Raw genomic sequence first — 22,166 nt, 5'->3', positions numbered from 1 at the left:
CTGTGACAGGTAGCCGCATTCCATTGTCCTTGTAGGAAATGTTCACGTCGAGACACATTTGGACACTTTCATGAATGTGCACGAAGGGTTAGGCTGCGCGTTCATTTCGCCAGCACCCAGACAATGCTCCAACAATTCCTACATGACTTCGGCTACTTTGCCCTGTTCCTCGGCACGTTTTTCGAAGGCGAAACCATTCTGGTACTCGCAGGCTTCCTCGCGTTCCGCGGATACATGGACATCAACCTGGTGGTGGTCGTGGCGTTCTTCGGCAGTTATGCCGGCGATCAGCTGTGGTACTTCCTGGGGCGCAAGCACGGGCGCAAATTGCTGGCACGTAAACCGCGCTGGCAACTGATGGGCGATCGGGCGCTGGAACATATCCGCAAGCATCCGGACATCTGGGTGCTGAGCTTCCGCTTTGTCTATGGCTTGCGCACTGTGATGCCGGTGGCAATCGGTCTGTCGGGCTATCCGCCGGGACGCTATCTGCTGCTCAACGGGATTGGCGCGGCCATCTGGGCTGCGGCGCTGGCAGCGGCTGCGTATCACTTCGGCGCGGTGCTCGAAGGTATGCTGGGCAGCGTCAAGAAATACGAGCTGTGGGTGCTGGGCGCCCTGCTGGTCCTGGGCTTCGTCCTGTGGCTGCGGCGGCGCTTCAAGAATGCCCGCTTGGCGAAAAAGATCTACGCCGATGAACAGGCATTGAAAGCCGAACAGGCCAAGTCCAGCGAACCTACGACGCCCATCGAGTGACGCGGTTTCTACAGCAGTAGAGGCCGATGCCGCTGAGCAGGCTGTAACTGAGCAGCACCACCCAGCCCACCGCGCTGGCTGGCCATAGCCCGACCATCGGTGCCAGCCACACCAGCGGCAGGTTTGACGCCAGCCGCAACAGCTCCAGCTTCAACGCCTGCGGGCGATTCTCCAGGGCTGCACCCAACACGAACAACCCCAACGCCACGGCGCCCCAACCCAACACCAGGGCTGCGGTCGGCAGGCTCTGCTCCAAATTCATCAAGTAACTGCCCAAGGCGATGTAGACGCAGAACTGCAGCGCCACATACCACTGCTGACGTCCGTCCAGCGGCACCTCGAATTTGCGGAACTGAGCCAGGTCCGGCTTGTTCATCGGGTATTTGGCCGCCACGTCCGCCGGCCGCCAACCGGTGCGCATGAACCAGATCCGCAGCTTGTCCCACCAGCGCTCGGCGCGTCGGGCGTCATCCCACAACTGCGCGTAAAACTGCACGTTTGCCCACAGCGGATTCCAGCTCGCCAGCGGCGTGGTCACGCCGAAAATCACCGGTTCGTTGTCGTCCTCTTCCTGGAACGAGCCGAACAGACGGTCCCAAATAATGAACACCCCGCCGTAGTTGCGATCCATGTAAAGAGCGTTCTGTGCATGGTGAGCCCGATGATTGGACGGCGTGACGAAGAACCACTCGAACCAGCCAAGCTTGGGAATATGCCGGGTATGCACCCAGAACTGGTACAGCAGGTTCAACGCCGCAACGCTGACGAACACCAGCAGCGGCACGCCGAGCACGGCCAGGGGCAGGTAGAAAATCCAGCTCAACAGAAACCCGGTGCTGGTCTGGCGCAGGGCCGTGGAGAGGTTGTAGTCCTCGCTCTGGTGATGCACCGAATGCGCGGCCCAGAGGATGTTGCGCTCATGGCCCATCCGGTGCAGCCAGTAGTAGCAGAAGTCGTAGAAGACGAATGCAAATACCCAGACCCAGACACTGTCGGCCGACAGCTCGATCAAGGCCAGATGTCCCAGGGCGAAGGCATAAGTGACCAGGCCGACACCTTTGGTCAACAGGCCCGTGGTAGTCGACAATACGCCGGTGCTGAGGCTGTTGATCGCGTCTGCCACGCGGTAATTGCTCACCCCGCGCCAACGGTCGGCCAACAACTCGACCGCAATCAGCACAAAGAAAAACGGCACCGCATACAGAATGAAGTTCATGACGCGACCTGATCGGAATCGTTCAGCAGAGATTAGGTGTAGCCGCGAATTAACCCTATGGCAACGAGTGACAAATTAGTGGACATTTAACGCCATGAATCTGGAGAAAAGCCCATGAGCAAAAAAATTGCAGTGATCCTTTCCGGCTGTGGCGTGTACGACGGCGCCGAGATCCACGAAAGCGTGATCACCCTGCTGCGGCTGGACCAGCGCGGTGCCCAGGTGCAGTGCTTCGCACCCAACATCGCGCAGTTGCATGTGATCAACCACCTGACTGGCGAAGAAATGCCCGAATCGCGCAACGTGCTGGTGGAATCGGCGCGTATCGCCCGGGGCAACATCAAGGATATCCGTGAAGCGGACGTCGAAGATTTCGATGCGCTGATCGTTCCCGGTGGTTTCGGGGCGGCCAAGAACCTGTCGAACTTTGCCGTCGAAGGCGCCGGCTGCAGCGTTCAACCTGACGTCCTGGCGTTGACCGAAGCGTTCGCCGAGGCTGGCAAACCGGTGGGGCTGATCTGCATCTCGCCGGCCCTGGCGGCAAAAATCTACGGCCCGGGCGTGACCTGCACCATCGGCAACGATGCCGATACCGCCGCCGCGATGAACAAGATGGGCGCCACCCACGCCGAGTGCGCAGTGACCGACATCGTCGAAGACAAGGCGCGCAAGCTGGTGAGCACGCCGGCGTACATGCTCGCGCAATCGATCAGCGAAGCCGCTTCCGGCATCAACAAATTGGTCGACCGCGTACTGGAACTGACCCACGAAAACGACGCGTAAAAGAGAGGCAAGATCAAAAGATCGCAGGCTTCGCCAACACCTACAGGGACCGGGACCGACGCAGTTTTCGGGTCAATGCAAAACGCTGTAGGAGCTGCCGCAGGCTGCGATCTTTTCAGGCTTTACGCGACAACCGGGTCAGTATCCGATCCAGCGCATTGGCGAACGCCTGTTTCTCGCGATCGCCGAACGGCGCCGGTCCGCCGCTCATCTGCCCCTGCTCGCGCAAGTCGGTGAACAGGTTACGCACCGCCAGTCGATCGCCCATGTTCTGCGCATCGAACTCCTTGCCTCGCGGATCCAGCGCAGCAACACCGTTCTTCACCAGCCGATCCGCCAGCGGCACATCGCTGCAAATCACCAACTCCCCTGGCACCGCGTGTTCCACCAGGTAATCGTCGGCGGCATCCGGGCCGCTGGGCACCACGATCAGTTTCACCAGCGCAAGGCCCGGCTTGATCTGCGGCTGACCGGCCACCAGTACCACTTCGAACTGGCGCTTGAGGGCGAACTTCACCACTAAATCCTTGGCTGCCCGAGGGCAGGCGTCAGCATCGATCCATACGCGCATTGGATTTCCTCTATTGAAAAGCATCGCGGGCAAGCCCGCTCCCACAAGGTTAGCGCTGAACCTGTGGGAGCGGGCTTGCCCGCGAATATGAGCGCAGCGAATGCTTTTAAGAAGCCGGCAACTGCCGCTTCTCGGCCATCCGGCTGCGACTGTACAGCACGATGATCGCAATGATCGCCACAGCCTGGGCACTCAGCGAATACGCATCAGCGTGGATCCCCAACCAGTCGAAGTCAAAGAACGGTACCGGACGCGTGCCGAAGACCCCGGCTTCCTGCAACGCCTTCACGCCATGGCCGGCAAACACCACCGACAACGCGCACAGCAATCCGGCATTGATGCCGAAGAACAGTGCCAGCGGCAGCTTTGCCGAGCCGCGCAGAATCACCCAGGCCAGACCGACCAGCATAACCAGCGCCGTCGCGCCGCCAGCCATTACGGCGTTATGCCCTGCAGGCCCCGCCTGCAACCACAAGGTTTCGTAAAACAGGATCACTTCGAACAGTTCGCGGTACACCGAGAAGAACGCCAGGATCGCAAACCCGAAGCGCCCACCGCCGCTCACCAGGCTGCTCTTGATGTAATCCTGCCAGGCCGCTGCGTGGCGACGGTCGTGCATCCATACACCGAGCCAGAGCACCATGACACTGGCAAACAGCGCAGTGGCCCCTTCCAGCAGCTCACGCTGGGCCCCGCTGACGTCAATCACATACGCCGCCACCGCCCAGGTCGCCAGCCCGGCCAACAGCGCCAGGCCCCAACCGATGTTGACGCTGCGCACCGCCGATTGCTGGCCGGTATTGCGCAGGAACGCGAGGACCGCCGCAAGCACCAGAATGGCTTCCAGACCTTCTCGCAACAGAATCAACAGACCGGAGATGTAGCTCAGCGACCAGCTCAAGCCATCGCTACCGAGCAGGCCAGCGGATTCTTTCAGCTTGGCCTTGGCCACTTCCAGACGTTGCTCCACCTGGGCCACCGGCAAGCCGTCCTGCAACGACTGACGGTAAGCCATCAGAGACTTTTCAGTGTCTTTGCGCACGTTGGCGTCGACGTTGTCGAGGGAGCTTTCGACCAGTTCGAAGCCTTCCAGGTACGCCGCAACCGACAGGTCGTAGGCCTGATCGTGCTGCCCGGCGCGATAGGCGGCAATACTCTTGTCCAGCGTGGCCGCCGTGTATTCAAGCAATTGCCCCGGGCCACGCTTGACCTGCGGCGGTTGCGCTCGTTGCGCGCGGAAGGTCGCGGCCGCTTGCGGACCTTCGACGGCCTGCACTTCGGCTGGCGTCTGACGCGCCAGGTCGGCGATGTTGTAGGTTTTTTCGGATTTTGCCGCGGCCGGATCGGCGCTGAAGCCGGCGATGTAGGTCGCCAGGTCCCAACGCTGACGATCATCCAGCTGATCGGCGAAGGCCGGCATGTCAGTACCTTCGACGCCCATACCCAGCGTGTTGTAAAGCGCGTAGAGGCTCAGGCGGTCCAGACGCGCGGCATCGCGCAGATTGGTCGGCGGTGGCGTCATGCCGACACCTGCCGGGCCGTCACCGATGCCCGTATCGCCATGGCACACCGAGCATTGCTGGGCATACAGCGGCGCGCCGCGGGTCGGGTCCGGGGTAATGACCGGAGCCTGGCTGACTTCATAGGTCACCGCCAGTTTTGCCCCCAGTTGCCGCGCCTGACGGGTGACGTCCGCGCCGTCCTTGCGAGCGGCGATCGCGGTGCGCAGACCGTTGACGCCCTGCTCCAGTTCGGAACGTTCGGGTTTGGCCGGCAAATCGGCGATCAACCCTTGCAGCTCCCCCAGGAACGTCTGCTGTTCGAGATACTCAGCCTCATCAATAACCTTGCCTCCCTCGACCGCCGTCGGGTAATCGGCGGCAATGTAATCGAGCAAATGCAAGGCCTTGGGCGCACCCTCCGCGGTTTCGGCCAGCGCATTGAAGCTGCAGAACGCGATCATCGGCAGCACGAGCCACGCCAGAAAACGAGAGGAGCCAGTCATGAATAAATCTCAAATGGAAATACGAAGTAACACATTGTTCACTTCCAATGAGTTTCGCTCAAGCTTTGTTGGTATTTCCTGCCTAGCTGCGTATAAATTCAGCGGCCAATTGCCACCCTCCGTCGGTTTCGTTCAGGGAAGAATCAACGTCCATGCATTCACGCCTGTTTTTCTCGTTGCTGTTAAGCCTTGCCCTGCAACTGACTGGTTGCGCCGCTTACCGCAACTACGACCTGGAACTGGAGCAAACGACCGCCCAGTTGAAAGCGGGAAATCCGCAGGGCGCTCTCCAACTGCTGGAGCTGCACAATCCATCAGAAGAACGGGACCTGCTCTACTACTTCGAAAAAGGTGCAGTCCTGAGTGCCGGTGGGGCGCTGCAGCAAAGCCAGGTTACCTGGCGCAGTGCAGAGCAAATGGTGATCCAGCGCCAGGACACCGTCGAGTCTGCCGGCACACAGCTCTTGTCCGCGATGGGCGATCATTGGGGCAGCATCATCAACGACAAACTGCGTCGCTACGATGGCTACGACTACGAAAAAGTCATGCTGACCACGCAAATGGCCCTGAACCAGTTGGCCGTGAATGACTTCGACGGTGCGCGCGCCGACATCAAGAAAACCCACGAACGTGAAGCTCTGATTGCCCGTCAGCGGGAAAAGGAATACGAGCGACTTGAAGAAGAAGCCAAGGCCCAGGGCGTTCGCGTGCACTACAAGGATCTCCAGGGCTACCCCGTGATGACCCTCGATGCGCCCGCCGTGATCGCGCTGAAAAACGGCTATCAGAGTGCATTCAGTCACTACCTGGCCGGGTTTACGTATGAAGCGCTGGGTGAGCGTGATCTTGCCGCCCCGGGTTATCGCCAGGCCATCGAGTTGCGACCCGACCTGCCCTTCTTCGAGCAGGCATTGCGCGAACTCGACAAACCGGCCACCAAGGCCAATGAAAGTGATGTGCTGATCATCGTGCAAAGTGGCCTGGCGCCAGCGCGCAGTTCGGTTCGTGTCCCCTACCCGGTGCGGCTGGAAGACAATCAGGTGATCGTCGCCAACGTGTCGTTTCCGGTGATGGTTCCCGACACGTCGACCCCGGCGTTCACGCAGATGACGATCGACGGTCGCAAACAGCAACTGATCCTTGTAAACAGCATCACCGACATGTCTTTACGCACGTTGCGCGACGATATGCCGGGCATCATTCAGCGCACCGCATATCGCGCCTACCTGGCCGCTTCTGTTCAGGCTACGGACAACCGACGCGACCCGAGCAAAGCCTCGTACGTGACGCAGCACGATGGCTTTGAGCACGCGGACACCCGAACCTGGCGTACCTTGCCCAACATCACCCTGGTGGCGCGCCTACGCCTGAAAAAAGGCGAGCACCTGATCAGCCTGCCCAACGCGCCGGGCGCCGCGCCCCTGAAAGTCCGCATCGAGCAAAACCATCAGGTCATAACCCTGCGAGCGCTGGGAGAGCGGATTTACAGCAACGGAGTGGCTTTCGAACCTGCCGTTGCGCCTGAAAGCAGTGTGGTATCAGGCCAGAAATAAGTAATGGCACGTTGTGAAAACATACAATTAAAAAGCCATTACATAGCCAGCATCCCTGTTTATAATGCCGCGCCGTCGTTATCACGATACGGCATTTAAGCTCCTCTTTTTATGAGGAATTGGCAGGACGCCAGTCTCCCTGCCGATAGGTCCCAACAGCCCGACCAGCACGCGCGGCTGCTTATACTCAGGGAAGAAGTACCCCCTATGGCCTCTCGCGCCCTTACCTCGATCGCGCTCAGCGCTGTCACCTTGCTCTCCGGCTGTTCGGCTTTTCGCAACTACGATTCCGAACTGGCACAAACCAACCAGCAACTGGCTGCCGGCAACGTCGACGCCGCCTTGACCTTGTTGGAAAAGAACAACACCGGCGCCGACAAAGACCTGCTCTATTACTTCGAGAAGGGTGAACTGCTGCGCGCCAAGGGCGATTTGTCCGGCAGCCAGAACGCCTGGAGCAGCGCCGATCAGGTGGTGGGCAAGTGGGAAGACTCAGTCAAGCTCGACACCGAAAAGTACCTGGCTCAGTTCGGCAGCTTCCTGGTCAATGACAAAGTCCGTCGCTACGAAGGCTACGACTACGAAAAAGTCATGCTGACCACGCAGATGGCCCTCAACCTGCTGGCGGTGAATGACTTCGACGGCGCGCGCACCGCGATCAAGAAAACTCACGAACGTGAAGCGGTGATCGCCGACCTGCGCGACAAGGAATACCTCAAGAGCGAAGAGCAGGCCGAGAAAGAAGGCGTCAAAACCCAATACAAGGATCTTCAGGGGTATCCGGTGGCCAGCCTCGACGCGCCGGAAGTGGTCAGCCTGAAAAACAGCTACCAGAGTGCGTTCAGCCATTACCTGGCCGGTTTCGTCTATGAAGCCCTGGGCGAGAAAGACCTGGCTGCGCCGGGTTATCGCAAGGCCGCCGAGCTGCGCCCGAACACGCCGTTGCTGGAACAGGCGCTGGTGAATCTGGACAAGCCCGCCAAGGACGAGGACAGTGACATCCTGATCGTCGTGCAAAGCGGCCTGGCGCCGTCCCGCGACTCGATTCGTATTCCGTTGCCATTGCCGATCAGCAACCAGTTGGTGATCACACCGCTGTCGTTCCCGATCATCAAACCGGACACCTCGACTGCTCCCTTCGCCCAGATTGGCGTAGACGGTCAGCAACTGAACCTGACGCAACTCAACAGCACCACCGCCATGTCCCGCCGCGCGCTGCGTGATGACATGCCGGGCATCATCCTGCGCACCACCGTCCGTGCCGTGACCAAAGGCGTGGCGCAGAAGAAGATCAACGAAACCAACCCATTGGCGGGTCTGGCGGTCGGTATCTCTTCAGCTGTGCTCGAAGGTGCCGATACCCGTACATGGCGCACCCTGCCGGACACCACTCAGGTGGTGCGTCTGCGCTTGAAGAAAGGCGAGCATCACGTCTCGCTGCCGAGTGCCGCAGGTGGTTCGGTGGTCAAGATCACCGTCGATCAGCGCTATCAGGTCATCAGCCTGCGCGCCGTGGGCAATCAGGTATTCGCCAGCGGCCAGGCCGCCCATGTGATCCCGAGCGCCAACCCGACCACCGTGGCCAGCCTCAAACAACCTTAAGAACGGAGTCTTTGCATGCGCTTCAAACTCATCACTGTTGTCGCCCTGGCCTTGCTGGCCGGCTGCGCCACCCCGCCACCACCAGAGCCAGGCAGCGCTGCCAGCAAGGTCGTGGCCATGGGCAAGCTCAAGAACATCGTGGTCGGCGCCATGCGCGTGGCGCGGGAAAACGGCTTCATGACGGTCAACGCACAGCTGAGCAACACCAGCTACAACAACAAGACCTTCTACTACCGCTTTGCCTGGCTCGGCCCTGAAGGCTTCCCGGTTGCCGAAGAGGAAACCTGGAAAAGCCAGATGATGTACGGCGAGCAGACCAGTTTCATCCAGGCCATTGCGCCAACCGCCAAAGCCGTGGATTTCCGTCTCGAAATCAAAACGCCTTAAGCCCGACACCCTATTCGTTCAGTTCTAGAGAGCATTCCCATGTTTGCACGCTTTTCGTTCATCGCCGTCATCGCCCTCCTGGCCAGCGGTTGCGCCAACACTTCACCGACGCTGGGCAGCAAAAACATCAGCTACGGCGACACCAAAGCGGTTGAAACCGTGACCAACGAGTTCGGCTCCACCGACCTGCAGATGATCGCCGAATCCATGACCCGCTCCCTGGCACAGTCCGGAATCCTGCAAGGCCGTCCGGTGGTTCAGGTCTACGACGTGAAGAACAAGACCAGCGAGTACATCGATACCCGCGAAATCACCACCAGCATCAAGACCCAGCTGATGAAGTCCGGCGTCGCCCGTTTCGCCAGCGACAACACCGCAATGCAGAGCCAGGTCGACCAGCTCAAGCTGCAAAACCAGAGCGGCCTGTACAAGAAGAGCACCGTGGCCAAGACCGGCAACATGATTGCCGCCCAATACCGTCTTGAAGGTTCGATCAGCTCGATCGTCAAGCGCAGCAGCGACTACAAGGACGTCTTCTACAAATTCAGCCTGCAATTGATCGACGTTGAAAGCGGTCTGGCCGAGTGGATGGACGAAAAAGAGATCCGCAAAACCACGGAGCGTTAATCGATGCGCACATGGATTGGCATGATGGCCCTGGCTTGCGCGTTCAGCGTGCAAGCGGCCCCGAAAGTTGCAGTAGCGGATCTGGCGTATCAGGAGCGTGTGGAGCAATACGTCCACACTGTTTCGGCACAGAGTAACCATAGCCAGAGCTATTACGGCGCCAGTGGTTCATCCAGTTACGAAGAGTACGAAGCCACCAGCAGCTACATCGAGCAAGGCGAGTTGCGCAAATTCACCGGCGACATCAAGGGCGAGATCCTGCGCACCGGGATGTTCCAGCTGGTGCAGGGCACGCCTTACACGGCATCTTCCAAAGGCGACGTGTATGACGTGATCAAGCGCATCAAGGCCGGTAGCTTCAAGGGTGCCGACTATGTGCTGTTCGGCACCGTGTCAGACATCGACTTCACCCGCGACATGAACGAGCTGGCCAATACCGACAGCTATTCGGCGGTGCTGGGGCTGACGCTGGTGGCGGACTTCAGCCTGATCAACACCAAGACCTTCGAGATCACCTCGGCCTTCACGGCGATGGGCGAAGGTCAGGACACCAAGCTGGTGAATGGCCGGGACATCCGGGTTTCCCTGAACCGCCCACGGGTGGTGCGTGACGTGTCCAAGGCGTTGGGTGAAGACGTGGCTTCGCAACTGAGCCAACAGCTCGGTGGTGGCGGTTACGAGCAGCCGGGTCAGGCACCGTTGCGTAATAACCTGCCGCGGGATACGGCGCCGGTGATTCTGCACTGATATCTGGCTGGCCACCCTGCGATGAGGGGGCTTGCCTGTGGCGAGGGAGCTTGCTCCCGTTGGGCCGCGCAGCGGCCCCAAAACCATTCCTCCAGTCATATCGGCAAACCGCATCAGCCGGTTTTACGACTGCTGCGCAGCCGAGCGGGAGCAAGCTCCCTCGCCACAAAAGCTCCCTCGCCACAAATGAAAAAGGCGACCTCGATAGGTCGCCTTTTTTTGTGCCTGAAGCTTTATGTCGCTGCTTTGCGCAAAGTCGCCATGAATGCCGCCGCGCCGATGAACAGACCGGCAAAAGTGCGGTTCATGCGCTTCTGCTGCTTGGGCGTGCGCAACAAACGCAGGACCTTGGCCGCCAGCCCGGTGTAGCCGGCCATGACGATCAGGTCGACACAGATCATGGTCACGCCGAGGATCAGGTACTGGGCCACCAGCGGCGCGTGGGGATCGATGAATTGCGGCAGCACCGCGAGCATGAACACCAAGGCCTTGGGGTTGCTGACGTTCACCAGAAAACCGCGGAACATCAGCGCCATCGGCTTGCCGATCTGCCGAATGGCAGCGTCATCGTTCATCTCATTGGGCAGCGCGCGCCATTGCTTGACCGCGAGGTAGACCAGGTAGGCTACGCCGAACCATTTGATCACATAAAAGGCAGTGGCAGAGGCCGCGAGGATCGCACCGACACCGGCAGCGACAATCGCAATCTGCAACGCCAGGCCCAGTTGCAGGCCCAGGGCGTTCCAGTAACCGCGCCAGAAACCGTAGCGCAGACCGCTGGACATCGACGCAATGGCGCCGGCACCGGGGGAAAGACTGATCACCCAGCAGGCGGCAAAAAATGCCAGCCATGTTTGAAGCAGCATCGCACACCTCGACTCAGACTCGTGACAAACGTCTACGCTAATGCGCCTTACGGCCAATGACTATCGATTTTTTGCAGGACAGAGTGACTGCCGACCAGCGTTGATGGCGGTAGCGTCCTATCGAGCCTGTTTTTCGGACCCGTTTGAAGGGAATACATCAGTACCGCGCCAGCGTCGAACCGAGCGCTGGAAGAACAAGCTGTTGGGCACTTGCACCATGGCACTTCCGGTACCGAGTTCTTCGGCTTCGATCAGCGTTGTGTAGAGCAGATTGATCGCCACCACCCGGCCCTTGACGCCAGGCTTGTCGGTGGTGTCCACCAGCTCGACCACATCGCCGATTCGGAATGGGCCGACGGTGAAGATCAGGATCGCGCACAACAGGTTGGACAGCACGCTCCACATGGCGAAAAACGCCACGGCGGCCACCGCCACGAAACCGGACAACGCGGTCCAGAGCACCGTGGCCGACACCCCAAGGCGTTCCAACACGAAAATCAGCGCGCTGCCCATGATCAGCCAACGCAAACCACCGCGCAGCGGCATCAAGAACTGCGGCGGGAACGGGTAGCGCTCGCCCAGGCGAGTCAGGCATTTGGCGACGACGCGCTGAGCGACATAGCCGGCCAGCAGGATCAGCAGGATTTGCACGACCAGCCAGAGCGGCTCGACCCACATCGCCGGCAACGGCAGCTTGAAGGCCTCCATCAAGACAGCGCCTCCAGCTCCGCCTGCATGCTTTCGAGCAATTCGAGCGCTTCCATCCAGGCTTCTTCCAGCTCGGCTTCACGCACCTTCAGCCGGGCCTGCTCGGCCAGCAGATCACGCAATTCGTTCTTGCGTGCCGGCTCGTAAATATCGCTGTCGCCGAGGCTGGCGTCGATCTTCGCCAGTTTCTCGTGCAGCTTGCCCAACTCGGCTTCGAGCTTGTCGGCCTCGCGCTTGTGCGGTGCCAGTTGCTGGCGCAACGCGGCGGCGGCCTGGCGCTGGGCTTTCTTGTCGGTCTTGTCCGGGTTGACCGGGGTGTTGCTGACCGGCGCGTTGCGCTGACGGTACTCCACCAGCCAGCGGGTGTAGTCTTCCAGATCGCCGTCGAACTCCTCGACCTTGCCGTCTGCCACCAGATAGAAATTGTCGGTGGTGCTTTTGAGCAAATGACGATCGTGGGAGACCACCAGAACCGCGCCACTGAATTCCTGCAAGGCCATGGTCAGCGCCAGGCGCATTTCCAGGTCCAGGTGGTTGGTCGGTTCGTCGAGCAACAACAGGTTCGGCCGGCCCCAGGCGATCAGTGCCAGAGCCAGTCGCGCTTTTTCGCCACCGGAGAAATTCAACACCGGTTCATCGATGCGCGCACCCCGGAAGTCGAAACCACCGAGGAAGTCACGCAGGGTCTGCTCACGTTCGGTTGGCGCCAGGCGCTGCAAGTGCAGCAACGGGCTGGCCTTGGAATCGAGGGAATCCAGTTGATGCTGGGCGAAGTAGCCGACCACGGTGTTCTCGCCCCGGGTCAGTCGGCCCGCCAACGGCTCAAGCTCACCGGAGAGGTTCTTGATCAGGGTCGATTTACCGGCACCGTTGGGGCCGAGCAAACCGATCCGCGCGCCAGGGGTCAGTTGCAGCTTGACCTTCTCCAGCACGGTTTTTTCGCCGTAACCCAGGCGAGCATCCGATAGATCGATCAGCGGGCTGGAGATTTTCTGCGATTCGCGAAAGACGAAATCGAACGGCGAATCGACGTGCGCGGCGGACAGCTCTTCCATCCGCTCCAGCGCCTTGATCCGGCTCTGGGCCTGACGGGCCTTGGTGGCCTGGGCCTTGAAGCGGGCGATGTAGCTTTCCATGTGCGCACGTTGCGCCTGCTGCTTCTCGTACGCCTGCTGTTGCTGAGCCAGACGCTCCGCGCGGGCGCGTTCAAACGCGGTGTAACCACCGCGATACAGCGTGATCTTGCGTTGATCGACGTGAGCTACGTGATCGACCACGGCATCGAGGAAGTCCCGGTCGTGGGAAATCAGCAATAAAGTGCCGGGATAGCTCTTGAGCCACTCTTCGAGCCAGATGATGGCGTCGAGGTCCAAGTGGTTGGTCGGCTCGTCGAGCAGCAACAGGTCCGAGGGGCACATCAAAGCCTGCGCCAGATTCAGACGCATCCGCCAGCCACCGGAGAAATCTCCTACTTGCCGGTCCATTTGCTCGTTGGTGAACCCAAGGCCCGCCAATAGCTTGCGAGCCCTGGCATCGGCGGTGTACCCATCGGCGCTGTCGAGTTCCGAGTGCAGGCGGGCCTGAGCGGCGCCGTCATGGGCTGCTTCGGCTGCCGCCAGGTCGCGTTGCACCTGGCGCAGGCGCAGGTCGCCATCGAGCACGTAGTCGACCGCCAGGCGTTCGAGGGTGTCGACCTCCTGGCGCATGTGGGCGATGCGCCAGTCAGCCGGCAGGAAGCAGTCACCCGAGTCCGGGTGCAGCTCGCCCCGAAGCAAGGCGAACAGGCTCGATTTGCCGGCGCCGTTGGCACCGATGAGGCCGGCTTTGTGGCCGGCGTGCAGGGTCAGCTCGGCGTCTTCTAGCAGACGTTGCGGGCCACGCTGTAAAGTCAGGTTCTGAAGTCGAATCATAATGGCGGCGGAGTCTACCAGCTTCGCTCGCAACTGGCGCGAGTAGCACTATGTCCTCTGACCTGTGGAGCTTTTCCCTCGACACTTACGCCCGTCCCGGCGTTGAACACGCCTGCCTGCAATTGCAGGCAGCGGGGGTGAACGTGTGCCTGCTGCTCTGTGGGTTGTGGCTGGGACAGCGTGGCGTTACCTGCAACGAACAACGCTTGCAGCTGCTACGCGATGTAGCCGGGCCTTGGGGCGCGGATGTCGTGCAACCGTTGCGCGCCTTGCGCCAGCAATGGAAAGCCGCCGCCAGCGAGGATGCCGGTCTGGATGAATTACGCGAACAAGTGAAGACACTGGAGATGGAAGCCGAAAGGCATTTATTGCTGCGACTGGAGCGTTTGGCGCAGAGTTGGCCGCAGTGTGAGGCGACCGATCTAACGGCCTGGCTGGAAGGTGTGGCGGCAGGCGCCGCCACCCTGGACCGCGACGCGCTGCATCAGCTGCGCGTCGCGGTAACCGGCACTTAGGAAGCGCTGGTTGGGGTAGTGCTGGTGCTCGACGATGCGGCTGGCGTTGGCGCAGGCGAAGCTGTCGAGGTGGTGGCTGCCGGAGCCGGCGAAGCCGATGCTGCCGAGGCCGGAGCCGGGGTTGCTGGCTTGGCAACAGGCGCGGCAGTCGGCTTCGCAGCGACGACTGGCTTTTTCACGGCCGGTTTGGCTGCTGGCTTGGCGGCAGGTTTTACAGCCGGTTTGGCAGCGGCAGGTTTGGCTGCTGGTTTCGCTACAGCTGGTTTGGCGGCAGTGGCTGGCTTGGCAGCGACGGCAGGTTTCGCAGCAGCAGCTTTGGCAGCCGGTTTAGCAGCGGGTTTGGCTGCAGCTTTTACAGCAGGTTTCGCCGCCGGTTTTGCAGCAGGCTTGGCCGCAGCGGTTTTAGCCGCGACAGGTTTGGCGGCTGGCTTGGCAGCTGGTTTTGCGGCGGCAGTTTTGGCTGCTGGTTTTGCAGCAGGTTTAGCGGCCGGTTTTGCAGCTGCAGTTTTCGCCACGGCGGGTTTGGCAGCCGTGGTTTTTGCAGCAGGTTTAGCGGCAGCTGTTTTGGCAGCGGCTGGCTTGGTGGCAGGTTTGGCAGCTGCCGTTTTAGCTGCTGGTTTCGCAGCGCTGGCAGCGACTGGTTTTTTCGCCGCAGGTTTTGCGGCTGGTTTCGCTGCAGCTTTTACCGGTGCTTTGGCGGCGGTTTTTTTAACAGGAGCCACAGCAGGCTTGGCCGGTGCTTTTGCAGCAACCGGTTTGGCAGCGGCTTTCTTCGCAGGTGCCGCGGCTGGCTTGGCCGAACGCAGGGACAACGCCTTGCCGACAGCCTCTTGGACACGACCGACACCCTGGGCCAGTTTCAGGCTTTCTTGAGCGTCGCGTTTGAGTTGCAGGATGTAGCTGCGAGTTTCGGACTGACGATCCTTGAGGGCGTCGAGCAGGTCCTCAAGTTCTTTCACCGCATCTTTAGCCTTGGCTTGCGCCTTGGCTTTGCCGGCCGCCGCAGCGTCCTGCAATTTGGTGCGGGATTTGTGCAGTTTTTCCTGCGCTTTTCCGCGCTGCTTTTCCAGTTTGGCGAGCAGTTTTTCAGCATCAGCCAAGGCTTGGGAACAAGCGTTTTCCAAATGCTCGAGCAGGCTGCCCGAGAGTTGTTGGAGTAAGTGCAACGGAGTATTTACTGGCTTCTTGGTGGCCGACATGGTTTACCTCCTGGCTGACGTGAATGCGGCTCATACTAGACCTCTGCTGCAACCGCCGCTAGGGCATGTTGACAGTATCGAAAGCGCTGCGTTGCAACGAAGTAAAAATGTTCTGCGCTTACGCAAAACCAGTTCACCTTCGAGTGCATTCACACTGGCATAATCCTGCGCATCTCAGGTCGGAGAGTGCCCATGTCGCGCTACCTTTTTTTATCGCTGTGCATGTTTTTTTCCGTGGTCCAGGCCGCCGAAAAAACCACCACAAATGACGCTCACGATCTCGCTTACAGCCTGGGTGCAAGCCTTGGCGAACGCTTGCGCCAGGAGGTTCCGGATCTGCAACTTCAGGCACTGCTCGAAGGTTTGCAGCAAGCCTATCAAGGTAAGCCGCTGGCGCTGAAAGACGAGCGGATCGAACAGATTCTTGCCGAGCACGAAGCCCAGGTCGCCGAGCAACCCGCCGTCGCGCAAAGCGAAGTCGCCCTCGAAAAGGAGCGGCGTTTTCTCGATGAGGAAAAAACCAAACCCGGCGTCCGTCAATTGGCAGATGGAGTATTGCTGACCGAGCTGGCTCCCGGAACCGGCGCGAAGGCAGGACCGAACGGCAAAGTCCAGGTGCTGTATATCGGTCGTCTACCTGACGGCACCGTGTTCGATCAGAACAGTCAGCCGCAGTGGTTCAGTCTTGATAGTGTGATCAGCGGCTGGCGTAGCGCGCTGCAAAATATGCCGGTCGGCGCGAAATGGCGCCTGGTGATTCCATCAGCGCAAGCCTATGGCGCCGACGGTGCCGGCGACTTGATCGCGCCGTTCACGCCGCTGGTATTCGAAGTCGAATTGCGTGGCGCTACAAGCTGAATGCCGGAAACGAAAAACGGTGCGCATTGCGCACCGTTTTCAGTGTCCAGCCGGGAAGGGTTCAGGCCTGAACCGAACTCTCTTCCTTGTGGGCGGTGTGCAGCACTTCGATCAGGCAATCTTCCAGTTCGAAGCGTTCACGCAGTTGGCTGCCCAGCTTTTCCAGCGCTTCGGCGAAACGCTCGGTGTCGTTGCAGTCACCCTTGTGACAATGATCATTGAACGACAGCGCCATCTCGGTGCTCACGTCGATACGCGGGTTAATCTGCTTCACCAGTTCAAGGCCGCCATCGTCGCCAAAGGCCTTGGCCTCATTGACCAGATGCTCACTTACTTCGAAGTGCCAGGCAGAAACGTAATCGACAAGAATCTCGCAGAACCGACCGTTCAAGGACTTGTCGGCGAAAGCCGGTTTGGCATCTCGTAGATCGCGGAACGCCGTTACCAACTCTTCACGCTCTTGTAGCCAGCGGTCAATGAGCTTATGAACCCCACCCCAGCGTTCCTGAGCATTCTGACAACTATCTAACATGGCGATCTCTCTTCCCTATTGGGTGATGCCGTCCCATGCCTGCCGCTAGACTCGGCACATCCGGTCTGGGTCAGGCAGAACAGCAACGAGCAACATAATTCCAATGATACGTGCGGGCCAGATTATGCCCGCGCGCCTATGGCTTCAAGGTACGCAGGAGATAAAGTTCATACAAGTGTTTAATCGCCCGCCAATACCCGGTGCGACGACTCGTCGCTGAGCGGTCGCTGACACGCGATCCAGACAAGGCGCAGCAATTGATACCCGCCCAGAATCATCATCGCAACGAAGAACAACAGGCTCCATTCCGGGATACTCAGGTCGAACAGCGTCCAGGAAATTTCCGCGCAGTCGGCGGTTCCCTTGAACAACCGTTGCACGGCACACAACCAGGGTGTACTGGCAAACAGATCAGTCAGGTTGGGCGAGCATGCCGAAAGCTGATGCACCGGATCGCTCTGCAATACAACCTGCCGCCACGCCGTGACGGTACCCGCCACACTGCATAGCAGACCCAGTAGCCAATACAGGAATGACCCCAAGCGACCAGGCCCCTGCACCGAAGCCGTCAGGCAGACACCCGTGAGCAGCGCCAGGCAAACCCGCTGCAACAGGCACAACCCGCAAGGCTTGAGGCCGACCGCATATTCCAGGTAATAGGAAACGCCCAAGGCCAGGGCACCTGCAATGAAAACCATGAAAAACAAGGAGCGTGAGCAGGCCAAAGACATGGCTTTTCCGTAACTGTAGAGACAAGCGGTTACGGTAGAGGAAAGCGCAACAGCCTTTCAAGGCAGGCCAGCACGGACACTTCACCAGAAGTGTAGGGAATTCCCGACAGAGTCGAGAGGATAAGATGTAGTCCGCTGTAGGACTTTGCCAGACAAGGACTACAACGCAAAAACAGTGGCAGACTCGGAGCGGTTGGATTGCCCTGACGAACGACTTCCCCTATAGCAGCTGGCGCAGCCGGCGTTCGGCTGCGCAGCAGTCGTAATCGGTTTAACACGACTCACCTGTTCCGACTGCGGCGCCTGATTTTACGACTGCGGCGCAGCCGAACGCAGCCTCCGGCAGCGGCTATAGGCCGGCATCAAGCATGAGCCGGCACCGGCAGCGGAGCCGACAGCAAGCGCTCGTCCAGCAGGCCCAAGCCCTCCTGGAACAACTGATTACTGCGTTCGGTGTCACCCAATTGCGCCAGCAACCGCGCCAGTTCGGCGCAGGCTTCAGGATTACGCTGTACACGCAGACTGTTTTCCAGATAGTCCCGGGCCTTGCCCCACAGACTGCTTTGCAGACACAAACGGCCCAACGTCAGCAACAGGCTCGGGTCGGCCGGATGATCCTTGAGCCAACCTTCAGCGGTGTGCAGCTGTCTGGCCGGATCGCTACCGCGAACCAGACCGTACAGGCGTGCCAGATGACTGTCGTATTTGCGCTTGAGAGCCGTACGCAGAACCTCTTCGGCTTCGACCTGCGCGCCCAGTTGCCGCAGTTGCTCGGCATAGGCCAGCACCAGCTGCGGTTCCTGCCGCTGAGCCGCGGTGAGCTGCTGCCAGGCACGAGCGAGCGATTGCAAACCGACCGTTCCGTCCTCTTCCCGGTGCGCCGCCAACGAAAGATTCTCACCCCAGGCGCGTTGCTCCAGTTCAGTCAGCTCGGCTGGCGGCAGCACCTTGTCCTTGCGCAACTCCGGCAGCAAGCGAATCACTGCCGACCAGTCTCCCCGCTGCTGATGCAGGCGTTGCAACTGGCGCAGGGTCTGGACGTTATGAGGATGACGCTCGTGCATGGTTTGCAGGGTGACCAGAGCGCCGTCGGTGTCGCCGCGGTCGGTCTGCAATTGGGCATGACTCAAGGCAATCGCCAGCTCGGCCTGGGGCTGTCGCTCCAAAGCGCGCTCCAGCAAGTTATCGCTTTCCTGGTAGAGACCTTGTTCGTTCGCGGCGCGGGCAGCCCCCAGGTAGTAGAGCAGTGGCTGACGCTCGGCTTCCGCCGCGCGATACAGGTGACGCTGCGCACTGGCCCAGCGGCCCTCGGCCAAATCCAGCTGACCGTGCTCGATCGCCACTTGCACCCGTCGACTGCGATTGCGCCGCGACCATGGGTTGACCACCCCACCGGAAGTCGTCACCAGTTCGACCAGCGCCTTGATGCCCCAGAACACCAGCCACAGCACGGCCACCAAGGCCAGGGTTGCCCACAGGCTCGATTCGTAACGGAAGCTCTTGTAGGCGATCAGCACGTAGCCCGAATGCTCGGCAATCGCCAGCCCCAACGCGGCGGCGGCAGCGATGACCACGAACACGATCACATAGAGACGCTTCATGGCGTGGCCTCCTGTGCAGTGTTCGCGGCAGGTTTGGCCAGAGGTTTCACTGAGTCCTCGGCGTTGACGTTGCGTCGCTCAAGGTAAGCCTGGACGGCGCTCAACGTGCCTGTCAGATCCGGCGTGACCACCGTGACTGGCTGCTTGCTCAACTCGGCCACCTGCTCCAGCATGATCTTGCTCTGAGGGTTGTCCGGGTTGAAGTTACCCTTGAGCACGTCCCGCGCTTCGGTCAGCGCCTGAGTGTAAACCGCAGCCTGTCCGTTGAGCGCGGCCCACTGCGCCTGTTCCAGCGCCAGGCTCAGGGCCAGACGCACCTGACTCAGGCTCTGCCCTGCCAGCAATGGACGGACATTCTTGTCGGCGTTGAAATCGATACGGATGTAACGCGAGATCTGATCCCACCATTGCGCCCAGCGACTGGCGCCGTCGCCATCGGCCGTCAGGCCCAGCAGGGATTCGCCACGGTCCTTGTACTCGGGCGCCAGTTCGGTGAGGCTGATCACTTGATCGCGCAAGGCACCCAGTCGCAGGAACAGCCCGGTGCGATCCGGCTGTTCAGTACTGCGCAGGGCCACCAGGGTTTTGGCCACTTGCTCGCGAGCGGCAAAAGCCCCCGGGTCATTCTGTTCACGGAGTATCTCATCGGCACCCTGCACCAGGGCCTGGGCACTGCTGATGTCCTGCAACGCCGACAGACGCAGGCTGGCCAGTCGCAGCAAATGCTCAGCTTCGGCCAGACGCCAATCCTTGCGGCTGGCACCGAGGACGGTTTCCAGGCGTTGATTCAAACGCTGTTGATCGCCCTGAAGTTGAGTGACCAGGCGACTGCGCGCATCGAGCTCTTCGGCGGCAGGCATCTGTTCGAGGCGAGCGGTCAGACGCTGATCGTTGAGCTTCAGGCTCTGCGCCTGATCGTTCAACGCCTGTACCTGACTCAACTGTTGCAGGTTATTGGCTTGCAGGTGACGCACCTGCCAGACTCCCCAACCGCCTACGGCAACACCGGCAGCGCCCAACAGCAGCGCGACGATTGCCAGCCCATTGCCTCGGCGCGGCTCAGTAGCAGGTGGCCCGGTTACAACCGGTGCTTCTACCGGCGCATCGAGCACCGGCTGGACGTCATCTTTAGGCAAGGCTGTTTTGCTCACGTATCCATCCTTTGCATTAGAAAACGGGTACGGGGTGCTCCCGTAACGCCGTCAGCAAGGCCGCGGCACTGGCGCCACGACAATCCACAACTGTTTGGGCCCCGGCGGCGCGTGCCAGCTCGGCGACCCTGGGGCTTGGAACAAACAACGGCAACCGCGCCATGATCGGCCAGGCATCGCCAGCCAATCGGTGCAGGTGCTCAAAACCCTGTCCACTGCTGACCACCAGCCCGTTCAAGCGTTCCGCCTCGATCCGCTCAGGCAACGCTGCCGGTGGGTACTGCGGCAAGCCGCGTCGGTACAACTCCAGATACTCGACACTAGCACCAAGCTCGCGCAAACGCTCAGCCAGCAACTCGCGCCCACCCTCCCCACGCACGATCAACACCCGCGGATCGGGACGGGCGATAGCCTCGCGCAACCGTGGAAGTTCAAGCAAAGCTTCGCTGTCATCACCGTCGGCCGGGAAGCTCACATCCAGCCCGTTAGCCTCGAGGATCTGCGCTGTTGCCGCGCCGACGCTGAACCACGTCAGAACCGGTGGTTGCGGCCAATACTGGTGGAGCAGTTCGACAGCGATTCTGGCGGCCGGCTTGCTGACCACGATCACCGCGCAATAGTGATCCAGGTCCTGAATCACTGCGCGCATTGTGGCAGAGGCCGGCATCGGCTCGATGTCCAAAAGCGGCAAGCTGCTACTGAAAACCCCCGCGTCAGCCAACACACGGGCAAGCACCGCTGACTCATCCGCAGGGCGCGTCAGCAGCAGGCGCCAGCCAGTCACTCGTGCCCAGCCTCGCCATAGACTGCTTTGAGAATGGCATCGGCGCCCTGACTCAGCAGGTCTTCGGCCACTTGCACGCCCAGGGCCTCGGCCTCGCTGCGCGGCGCTCGGGCCTCGGCGCAGAGCAGCAGGCCGCCGTTCGGATCGCCCACCAAGCCACGCAACCAGATCTGCTCGCCTTCAAGCACGGCGTAGCAGGCGATCGGCACCTGGCAGCCGCCATTCAGATGTTTGTTGAGGGCACGTTCAGCGGTCACGCGGATCGCCGTATCCTGGTGATGCAACGGCGCGAGCAGTGCATGAATCTCAGCGTCTGCGCTACGGCACTCGATACCGACCGCGCCCTGGCCTCCGGCCGGCAGGCTGTCATCGACACTGATGGCCGAGGTGATGCGGTGTTCGAAGCCCAGACGAATCAAACCCGCCGCGGCGAGGATGATGGCGTCGTATTCGCCGGCATCGAGCTTGGCCAGGCGCGTGTTGACGTTGCCACGCAGGAAGCGGATTTCCAGATCCGGGCGACGGGTCAGCAACTGAGCCTGGCGGCGCAGGCTGGAGGTGCCGACGATGCTGCCTGGTGGCAACTCATCCAGGCTGGCGAAGGTATTGGAGACAAATGCATCGCGCGGGTCTTCGCGCTCGCAGATGCAGAACAGACCGAGGCCTTCGGGGAAGTCCATCGGCACGTCTTTCATGGAGTGCACGGCGATGTCGGCTTCGTTTTCCAGCAGCGCGGTTTCCAGCTCCTTGACGAACAGGCCCTTGCCGCCGATTTTCGACAGGGGCGAATCGAGCAGCTTGTCGCCGCGACTGACCATGGGCACCAGTGTCACGAGCAGGCCCGGATGGGCCTGTTCCAGACGAGCCTTGACGTATTCGGCCTGCCACAGGGCGAGAGCACTTTTGCGGGTGGCGATGCGGATTTCGCGAGAGGACATGGATCAATCCGTACTGAATAGATACGGCAGATAATAACAGCTCAGCCAAATCCACTTTGACTTGTATCAGAAACTGCATGGCCTCCCTGGCCCTCAAGGTCCGAAAACAGGGTAGAAATCCGCCCT

22 protein-coding genes are annotated in these 22,166 nt (G+C 60.5%); 9 read left to right on the top strand and 13 right to left on the bottom strand.

What is annotated here, in order from left to right; genetic code table 11:
- Positions 1–123 precede the first annotated feature (123 nt).
- Positions 124–756: a DedA family protein gene (locus ACCC96_RS10225; protein WP_018927562.1), complete on the top strand. Its 633-nt coding sequence runs from the start codon at positions 124–126 to the stop codon at positions 754–756.
- On the opposite strand, the gene ACCC96_RS10220 is transcribed toward ACCC96_RS10225, so the two are convergent.
- Positions 737–1,972 (bottom strand): sterol desaturase family protein, encoded by a 1,236-nt coding sequence (locus tag ACCC96_RS10220; RefSeq protein WP_413695729.1) that lies wholly within the window; start codon positions 1,970–1,972, stop codon positions 737–739. The two genes, ACCC96_RS10225 and ACCC96_RS10220, sit on opposite strands and share 20 nt — an antisense overlap.
- A gap of 114 nt (positions 1,973–2,086) precedes the next feature.
- On the opposite strand from ACCC96_RS10220, the gene elbB reads away from it, so the two are divergent.
- Positions 2,087–2,755, top strand: coding sequence for an isoprenoid biosynthesis glyoxalase ElbB (gene elbB, locus ACCC96_RS10215; protein ID WP_413695728.1), 669 nt, complete (start codon positions 2,087–2,089; stop codon positions 2,753–2,755).
- 115 nt (positions 2,756–2,870) lie between these two features.
- On the opposite strand, the gene ACCC96_RS10210 is transcribed toward elbB, so the two are convergent.
- Positions 2,871–3,326, bottom strand: a complete 456-nt coding sequence (locus tag ACCC96_RS10210) for a YaiI/YqxD family protein (RefSeq protein ID WP_019580518.1) — start codon at positions 3,324–3,326, stop codon at positions 2,871–2,873.
- Positions 3,327–3,432: 106 nt separating this feature from the next.
- Positions 3,433–5,331: an FTR1 family protein gene (locus ACCC96_RS10205; protein WP_258671582.1), complete on the bottom strand. Its 1,899-nt coding sequence runs from the start codon at positions 5,329–5,331 to the stop codon at positions 3,433–3,435.
- Positions 5,332–5,483: 152 nt separating this feature from the next.
- On the opposite strand from ACCC96_RS10205, the gene ACCC96_RS10200 reads away from it, so the two are divergent.
- The 5 genes from ACCC96_RS10200 (at position 5,484) to ACCC96_RS10180 (ending at position 10,247) form a co-directional block, all read left to right on the top strand.
- Positions 5,484–6,884: a COG3014 family protein gene (locus tag ACCC96_RS10200; RefSeq protein WP_018927557.1), complete on the top strand. Its 1,401-nt coding sequence runs from the start codon at positions 5,484–5,486 to the stop codon at positions 6,882–6,884.
- A gap of 207 nt (positions 6,885–7,091) precedes the next feature.
- Complete coding sequence (locus ACCC96_RS10195) at positions 7,092–8,486, top strand: COG3014 family protein (RefSeq protein ID WP_413695727.1); 1,395 nt, start codon at positions 7,092–7,094, stop codon at positions 8,484–8,486.
- Between the two features lie 15 nt (positions 8,487–8,501).
- On the top strand, positions 8,502–8,873 hold the full coding sequence (locus ACCC96_RS10190) for a YcfL family protein (RefSeq protein ID WP_018927555.1): 372 nt from the start codon (positions 8,502–8,504) through the stop codon (positions 8,871–8,873).
- Positions 8,874–8,912: 39 nt separating this feature from the next.
- On the top strand, positions 8,913–9,500 hold the full coding sequence (gene lpoB, locus ACCC96_RS10185; protein WP_007941608.1) for a penicillin-binding protein activator LpoB: 588 nt from the start codon (positions 8,913–8,915) through the stop codon (positions 9,498–9,500).
- A 3-nt stretch (positions 9,501–9,503) separates the two neighbouring features.
- Positions 9,504–10,247: a hypothetical protein gene (locus ACCC96_RS10180; RefSeq protein WP_019650133.1), complete on the top strand. Its 744-nt coding sequence runs from the start codon at positions 9,504–9,506 to the stop codon at positions 10,245–10,247.
- 233 nt (positions 10,248–10,480) lie between these two features.
- On the opposite strand, the gene ACCC96_RS10175 is transcribed toward ACCC96_RS10180, so the two are convergent.
- From ACCC96_RS10175 to ACCC96_RS10165, 3 genes are all read right to left on the bottom strand, one after another.
- Complete coding sequence (locus ACCC96_RS10175; RefSeq protein WP_019580514.1) at positions 10,481–11,113, bottom strand: LysE family transporter; 633 nt, start codon at positions 11,111–11,113, stop codon at positions 10,481–10,483.
- Positions 11,114–11,230: 117 nt separating this feature from the next.
- A complete protein-coding gene (locus ACCC96_RS10170; RefSeq protein WP_018927552.1) occupies positions 11,231–11,821 on the bottom strand; it encodes a mechanosensitive ion channel family protein in 591 nt (196 codons plus the stop codon).
- Entirely contained in the window at positions 11,821–13,731 is a 1,911-nt protein-coding gene (locus ACCC96_RS10165) for an ATP-binding cassette domain-containing protein (RefSeq protein ID WP_413695726.1), read from the bottom strand. The genes ACCC96_RS10170 and ACCC96_RS10165 overlap by 1 nt, the downstream gene beginning before the upstream one ends.
- A gap of 50 nt (positions 13,732–13,781) precedes the next feature.
- Here ACCC96_RS10165 and ACCC96_RS10160 point away from each other — a divergent pair, with 50 nt between their 5' ends.
- Entirely contained in the window at positions 13,782–14,246 is a 465-nt protein-coding gene (locus ACCC96_RS10160; RefSeq protein WP_413695725.1) for a TIGR02444 family protein, read from the top strand.
- Here ACCC96_RS10160 and ACCC96_RS10155 read toward each other — a convergent pair.
- Positions 14,243–15,445, bottom strand: coding sequence for an AlgP family protein (locus ACCC96_RS10155; protein WP_413695724.1), 1,203 nt, complete (start codon positions 15,443–15,445; stop codon positions 14,243–14,245). The genes ACCC96_RS10160 and ACCC96_RS10155 overlap by 4 nt on opposite strands.
- Before the next feature lie 192 nt (positions 15,446–15,637).
- Between ACCC96_RS10155 and ACCC96_RS10150 the strand changes: the two genes are divergently transcribed.
- The gene (locus ACCC96_RS10150; RefSeq protein WP_413695723.1) at positions 15,638–16,303 is read left to right on the top strand and encodes an FKBP-type peptidyl-prolyl cis-trans isomerase; all 666 of its coding nucleotides are present in this window, start codon (positions 15,638–15,640) and stop codon (positions 16,301–16,303) included.
- A 61-nt stretch (positions 16,304–16,364) separates the two neighbouring features.
- Here the strand turns inward: ACCC96_RS10150 and ACCC96_RS10145 are convergent, their stop codons facing one another.
- From ACCC96_RS10145 to hemC, 6 genes are all read right to left on the bottom strand, one after another.
- Positions 16,365–16,835, bottom strand: coding sequence for an Rsd/AlgQ family anti-sigma factor (locus ACCC96_RS10145; RefSeq protein ID WP_019650127.1), 471 nt, complete (start codon positions 16,833–16,835; stop codon positions 16,365–16,367).
- 179 nt (positions 16,836–17,014) lie between these two features.
- The gene (locus tag ACCC96_RS10140) at positions 17,015–17,566 is read right to left on the bottom strand and encodes a disulfide bond formation protein B (protein ID WP_019580508.1); all 552 of its coding nucleotides are present in this window, start codon (positions 17,564–17,566) and stop codon (positions 17,015–17,017) included.
- Between the two features lie 362 nt (positions 17,567–17,928).
- On the bottom strand, positions 17,929–19,167 hold the full coding sequence (locus ACCC96_RS10135; protein ID WP_413695722.1) for a heme biosynthesis protein HemY: 1,239 nt from the start codon (positions 19,165–19,167) through the stop codon (positions 17,929–17,931).
- Positions 19,164–20,318 (bottom strand): uroporphyrinogen-III C-methyltransferase, encoded by a 1,155-nt coding sequence (locus ACCC96_RS10130; protein ID WP_413695721.1) that lies wholly within the window; start codon positions 20,316–20,318, stop codon positions 19,164–19,166. The genes ACCC96_RS10135 and ACCC96_RS10130 overlap by 4 nt, the downstream gene beginning before the upstream one ends.
- Before the next feature lie 16 nt (positions 20,319–20,334).
- Positions 20,335–21,102, bottom strand: coding sequence for a uroporphyrinogen-III synthase (locus tag ACCC96_RS10125; RefSeq protein ID WP_413695720.1), 768 nt, complete (start codon positions 21,100–21,102; stop codon positions 20,335–20,337).
- The gene (gene hemC / locus ACCC96_RS10120; RefSeq protein WP_413695719.1) at positions 21,099–22,040 is read right to left on the bottom strand and encodes a hydroxymethylbilane synthase; all 942 of its coding nucleotides are present in this window, start codon (positions 22,038–22,040) and stop codon (positions 21,099–21,101) included. Before hemC ends, ACCC96_RS10125 begins: the two co-directional genes overlap by 4 nt.
- Positions 22,041–22,166 lie beyond the last annotated feature (126 nt).

The sequence above is a fragment of the Pseudomonas sp. Pseusp11 genome (assembly GCF_047304405.1).
In the GTDB taxonomy this organism is placed as follows: domain Bacteria; phylum Pseudomonadota; class Gammaproteobacteria; order Pseudomonadales; family Pseudomonadaceae; genus Aquipseudomonas.
Note: the sequence above shows the minus strand (reverse complement) of the source record. Positions and strands in the feature narration are given on the sequence as shown.

Excerpts from the sequence above, each read along its gene's own strand:
- ACCC96_RS10165 (WP_413695726.1), bottom strand. The coding sequence starts at position 13,731 with ATGATTCGACTTCAGAACCTGACTTTACAGCGTGGCCCGCAACGTCTG.
- ACCC96_RS10210 (WP_019580518.1), bottom strand. The coding sequence starts at position 3,326 with ATGCGCGTATGGATCGATGCTGACGCCTGCCCTCGGGCAGCCAAGGAT.
- ACCC96_RS10160 (WP_413695725.1), top strand. The coding sequence starts at position 13,782 with ATGTCCTCTGACCTGTGGAGCTTTTCCCTCGACACTTACGCCCGTCCC.
- ACCC96_RS10170 (WP_018927552.1), bottom strand. The coding sequence starts at position 11,821 with ATGGAGGCCTTCAAGCTGCCGTTGCCGGCGATGTGGGTCGAGCCGCTC.
- ACCC96_RS10145 (WP_019650127.1), bottom strand. The coding sequence starts at position 16,835 with ATGTTAGATAGTTGTCAGAATGCTCAGGAACGCTGGGGTGGGGTTCAT.
- ACCC96_RS10225 (WP_018927562.1), top strand. The coding sequence starts at position 124 with ATGCTCCAACAATTCCTACATGACTTCGGCTACTTTGCCCTGTTCCTC.
- ACCC96_RS10200 (WP_018927557.1), top strand. The coding sequence starts at position 5,484 with ATGCATTCACGCCTGTTTTTCTCGTTGCTGTTAAGCCTTGCCCTGCAA.
- hemC (WP_413695719.1), bottom strand. The coding sequence starts at position 22,040 with ATGTCCTCTCGCGAAATCCGCATCGCCACCCGCAAAAGTGCTCTCGCC.
- ACCC96_RS10135 (WP_413695722.1), bottom strand. The coding sequence starts at position 19,167 with ATGAAGCGTCTCTATGTGATCGTGTTCGTGGTCATCGCTGCCGCCGCC.
- ACCC96_RS10190 (WP_018927555.1), top strand. The coding sequence starts at position 8,502 with ATGCGCTTCAAACTCATCACTGTTGTCGCCCTGGCCTTGCTGGCCGGC.
- ACCC96_RS10150 (WP_413695723.1), top strand. The coding sequence starts at position 15,638 with ATGTCGCGCTACCTTTTTTTATCGCTGTGCATGTTTTTTTCCGTGGTC.
- ACCC96_RS10205 (WP_258671582.1), bottom strand. The coding sequence starts at position 5,331 with ATGACTGGCTCCTCTCGTTTTCTGGCGTGGCTCGTGCTGCCGATGATC.
- ACCC96_RS10140 (WP_019580508.1), bottom strand. The coding sequence starts at position 17,566 with ATGTCTTTGGCCTGCTCACGCTCCTTGTTTTTCATGGTTTTCATTGCA.
- elbB (WP_413695728.1), top strand. The coding sequence starts at position 2,087 with ATGAGCAAAAAAATTGCAGTGATCCTTTCCGGCTGTGGCGTGTACGAC.
- ACCC96_RS10155 (WP_413695724.1), bottom strand. The coding sequence starts at position 15,445 with ATGTCGGCCACCAAGAAGCCAGTAAATACTCCGTTGCACTTACTCCAA.
- ACCC96_RS10220 (WP_413695729.1), bottom strand. The coding sequence starts at position 1,972 with ATGAACTTCATTCTGTATGCGGTGCCGTTTTTCTTTGTGCTGATTGCG.
- ACCC96_RS10180 (WP_019650133.1), top strand. The coding sequence starts at position 9,504 with ATGCGCACATGGATTGGCATGATGGCCCTGGCTTGCGCGTTCAGCGTG.
- ACCC96_RS10175 (WP_019580514.1), bottom strand. The coding sequence starts at position 11,113 with ATGCTGCTTCAAACATGGCTGGCATTTTTTGCCGCCTGCTGGGTGATC.
- lpoB (WP_007941608.1), top strand. The coding sequence starts at position 8,913 with ATGTTTGCACGCTTTTCGTTCATCGCCGTCATCGCCCTCCTGGCCAGC.
- ACCC96_RS10195 (WP_413695727.1), top strand. The coding sequence starts at position 7,092 with ATGGCCTCTCGCGCCCTTACCTCGATCGCGCTCAGCGCTGTCACCTTG.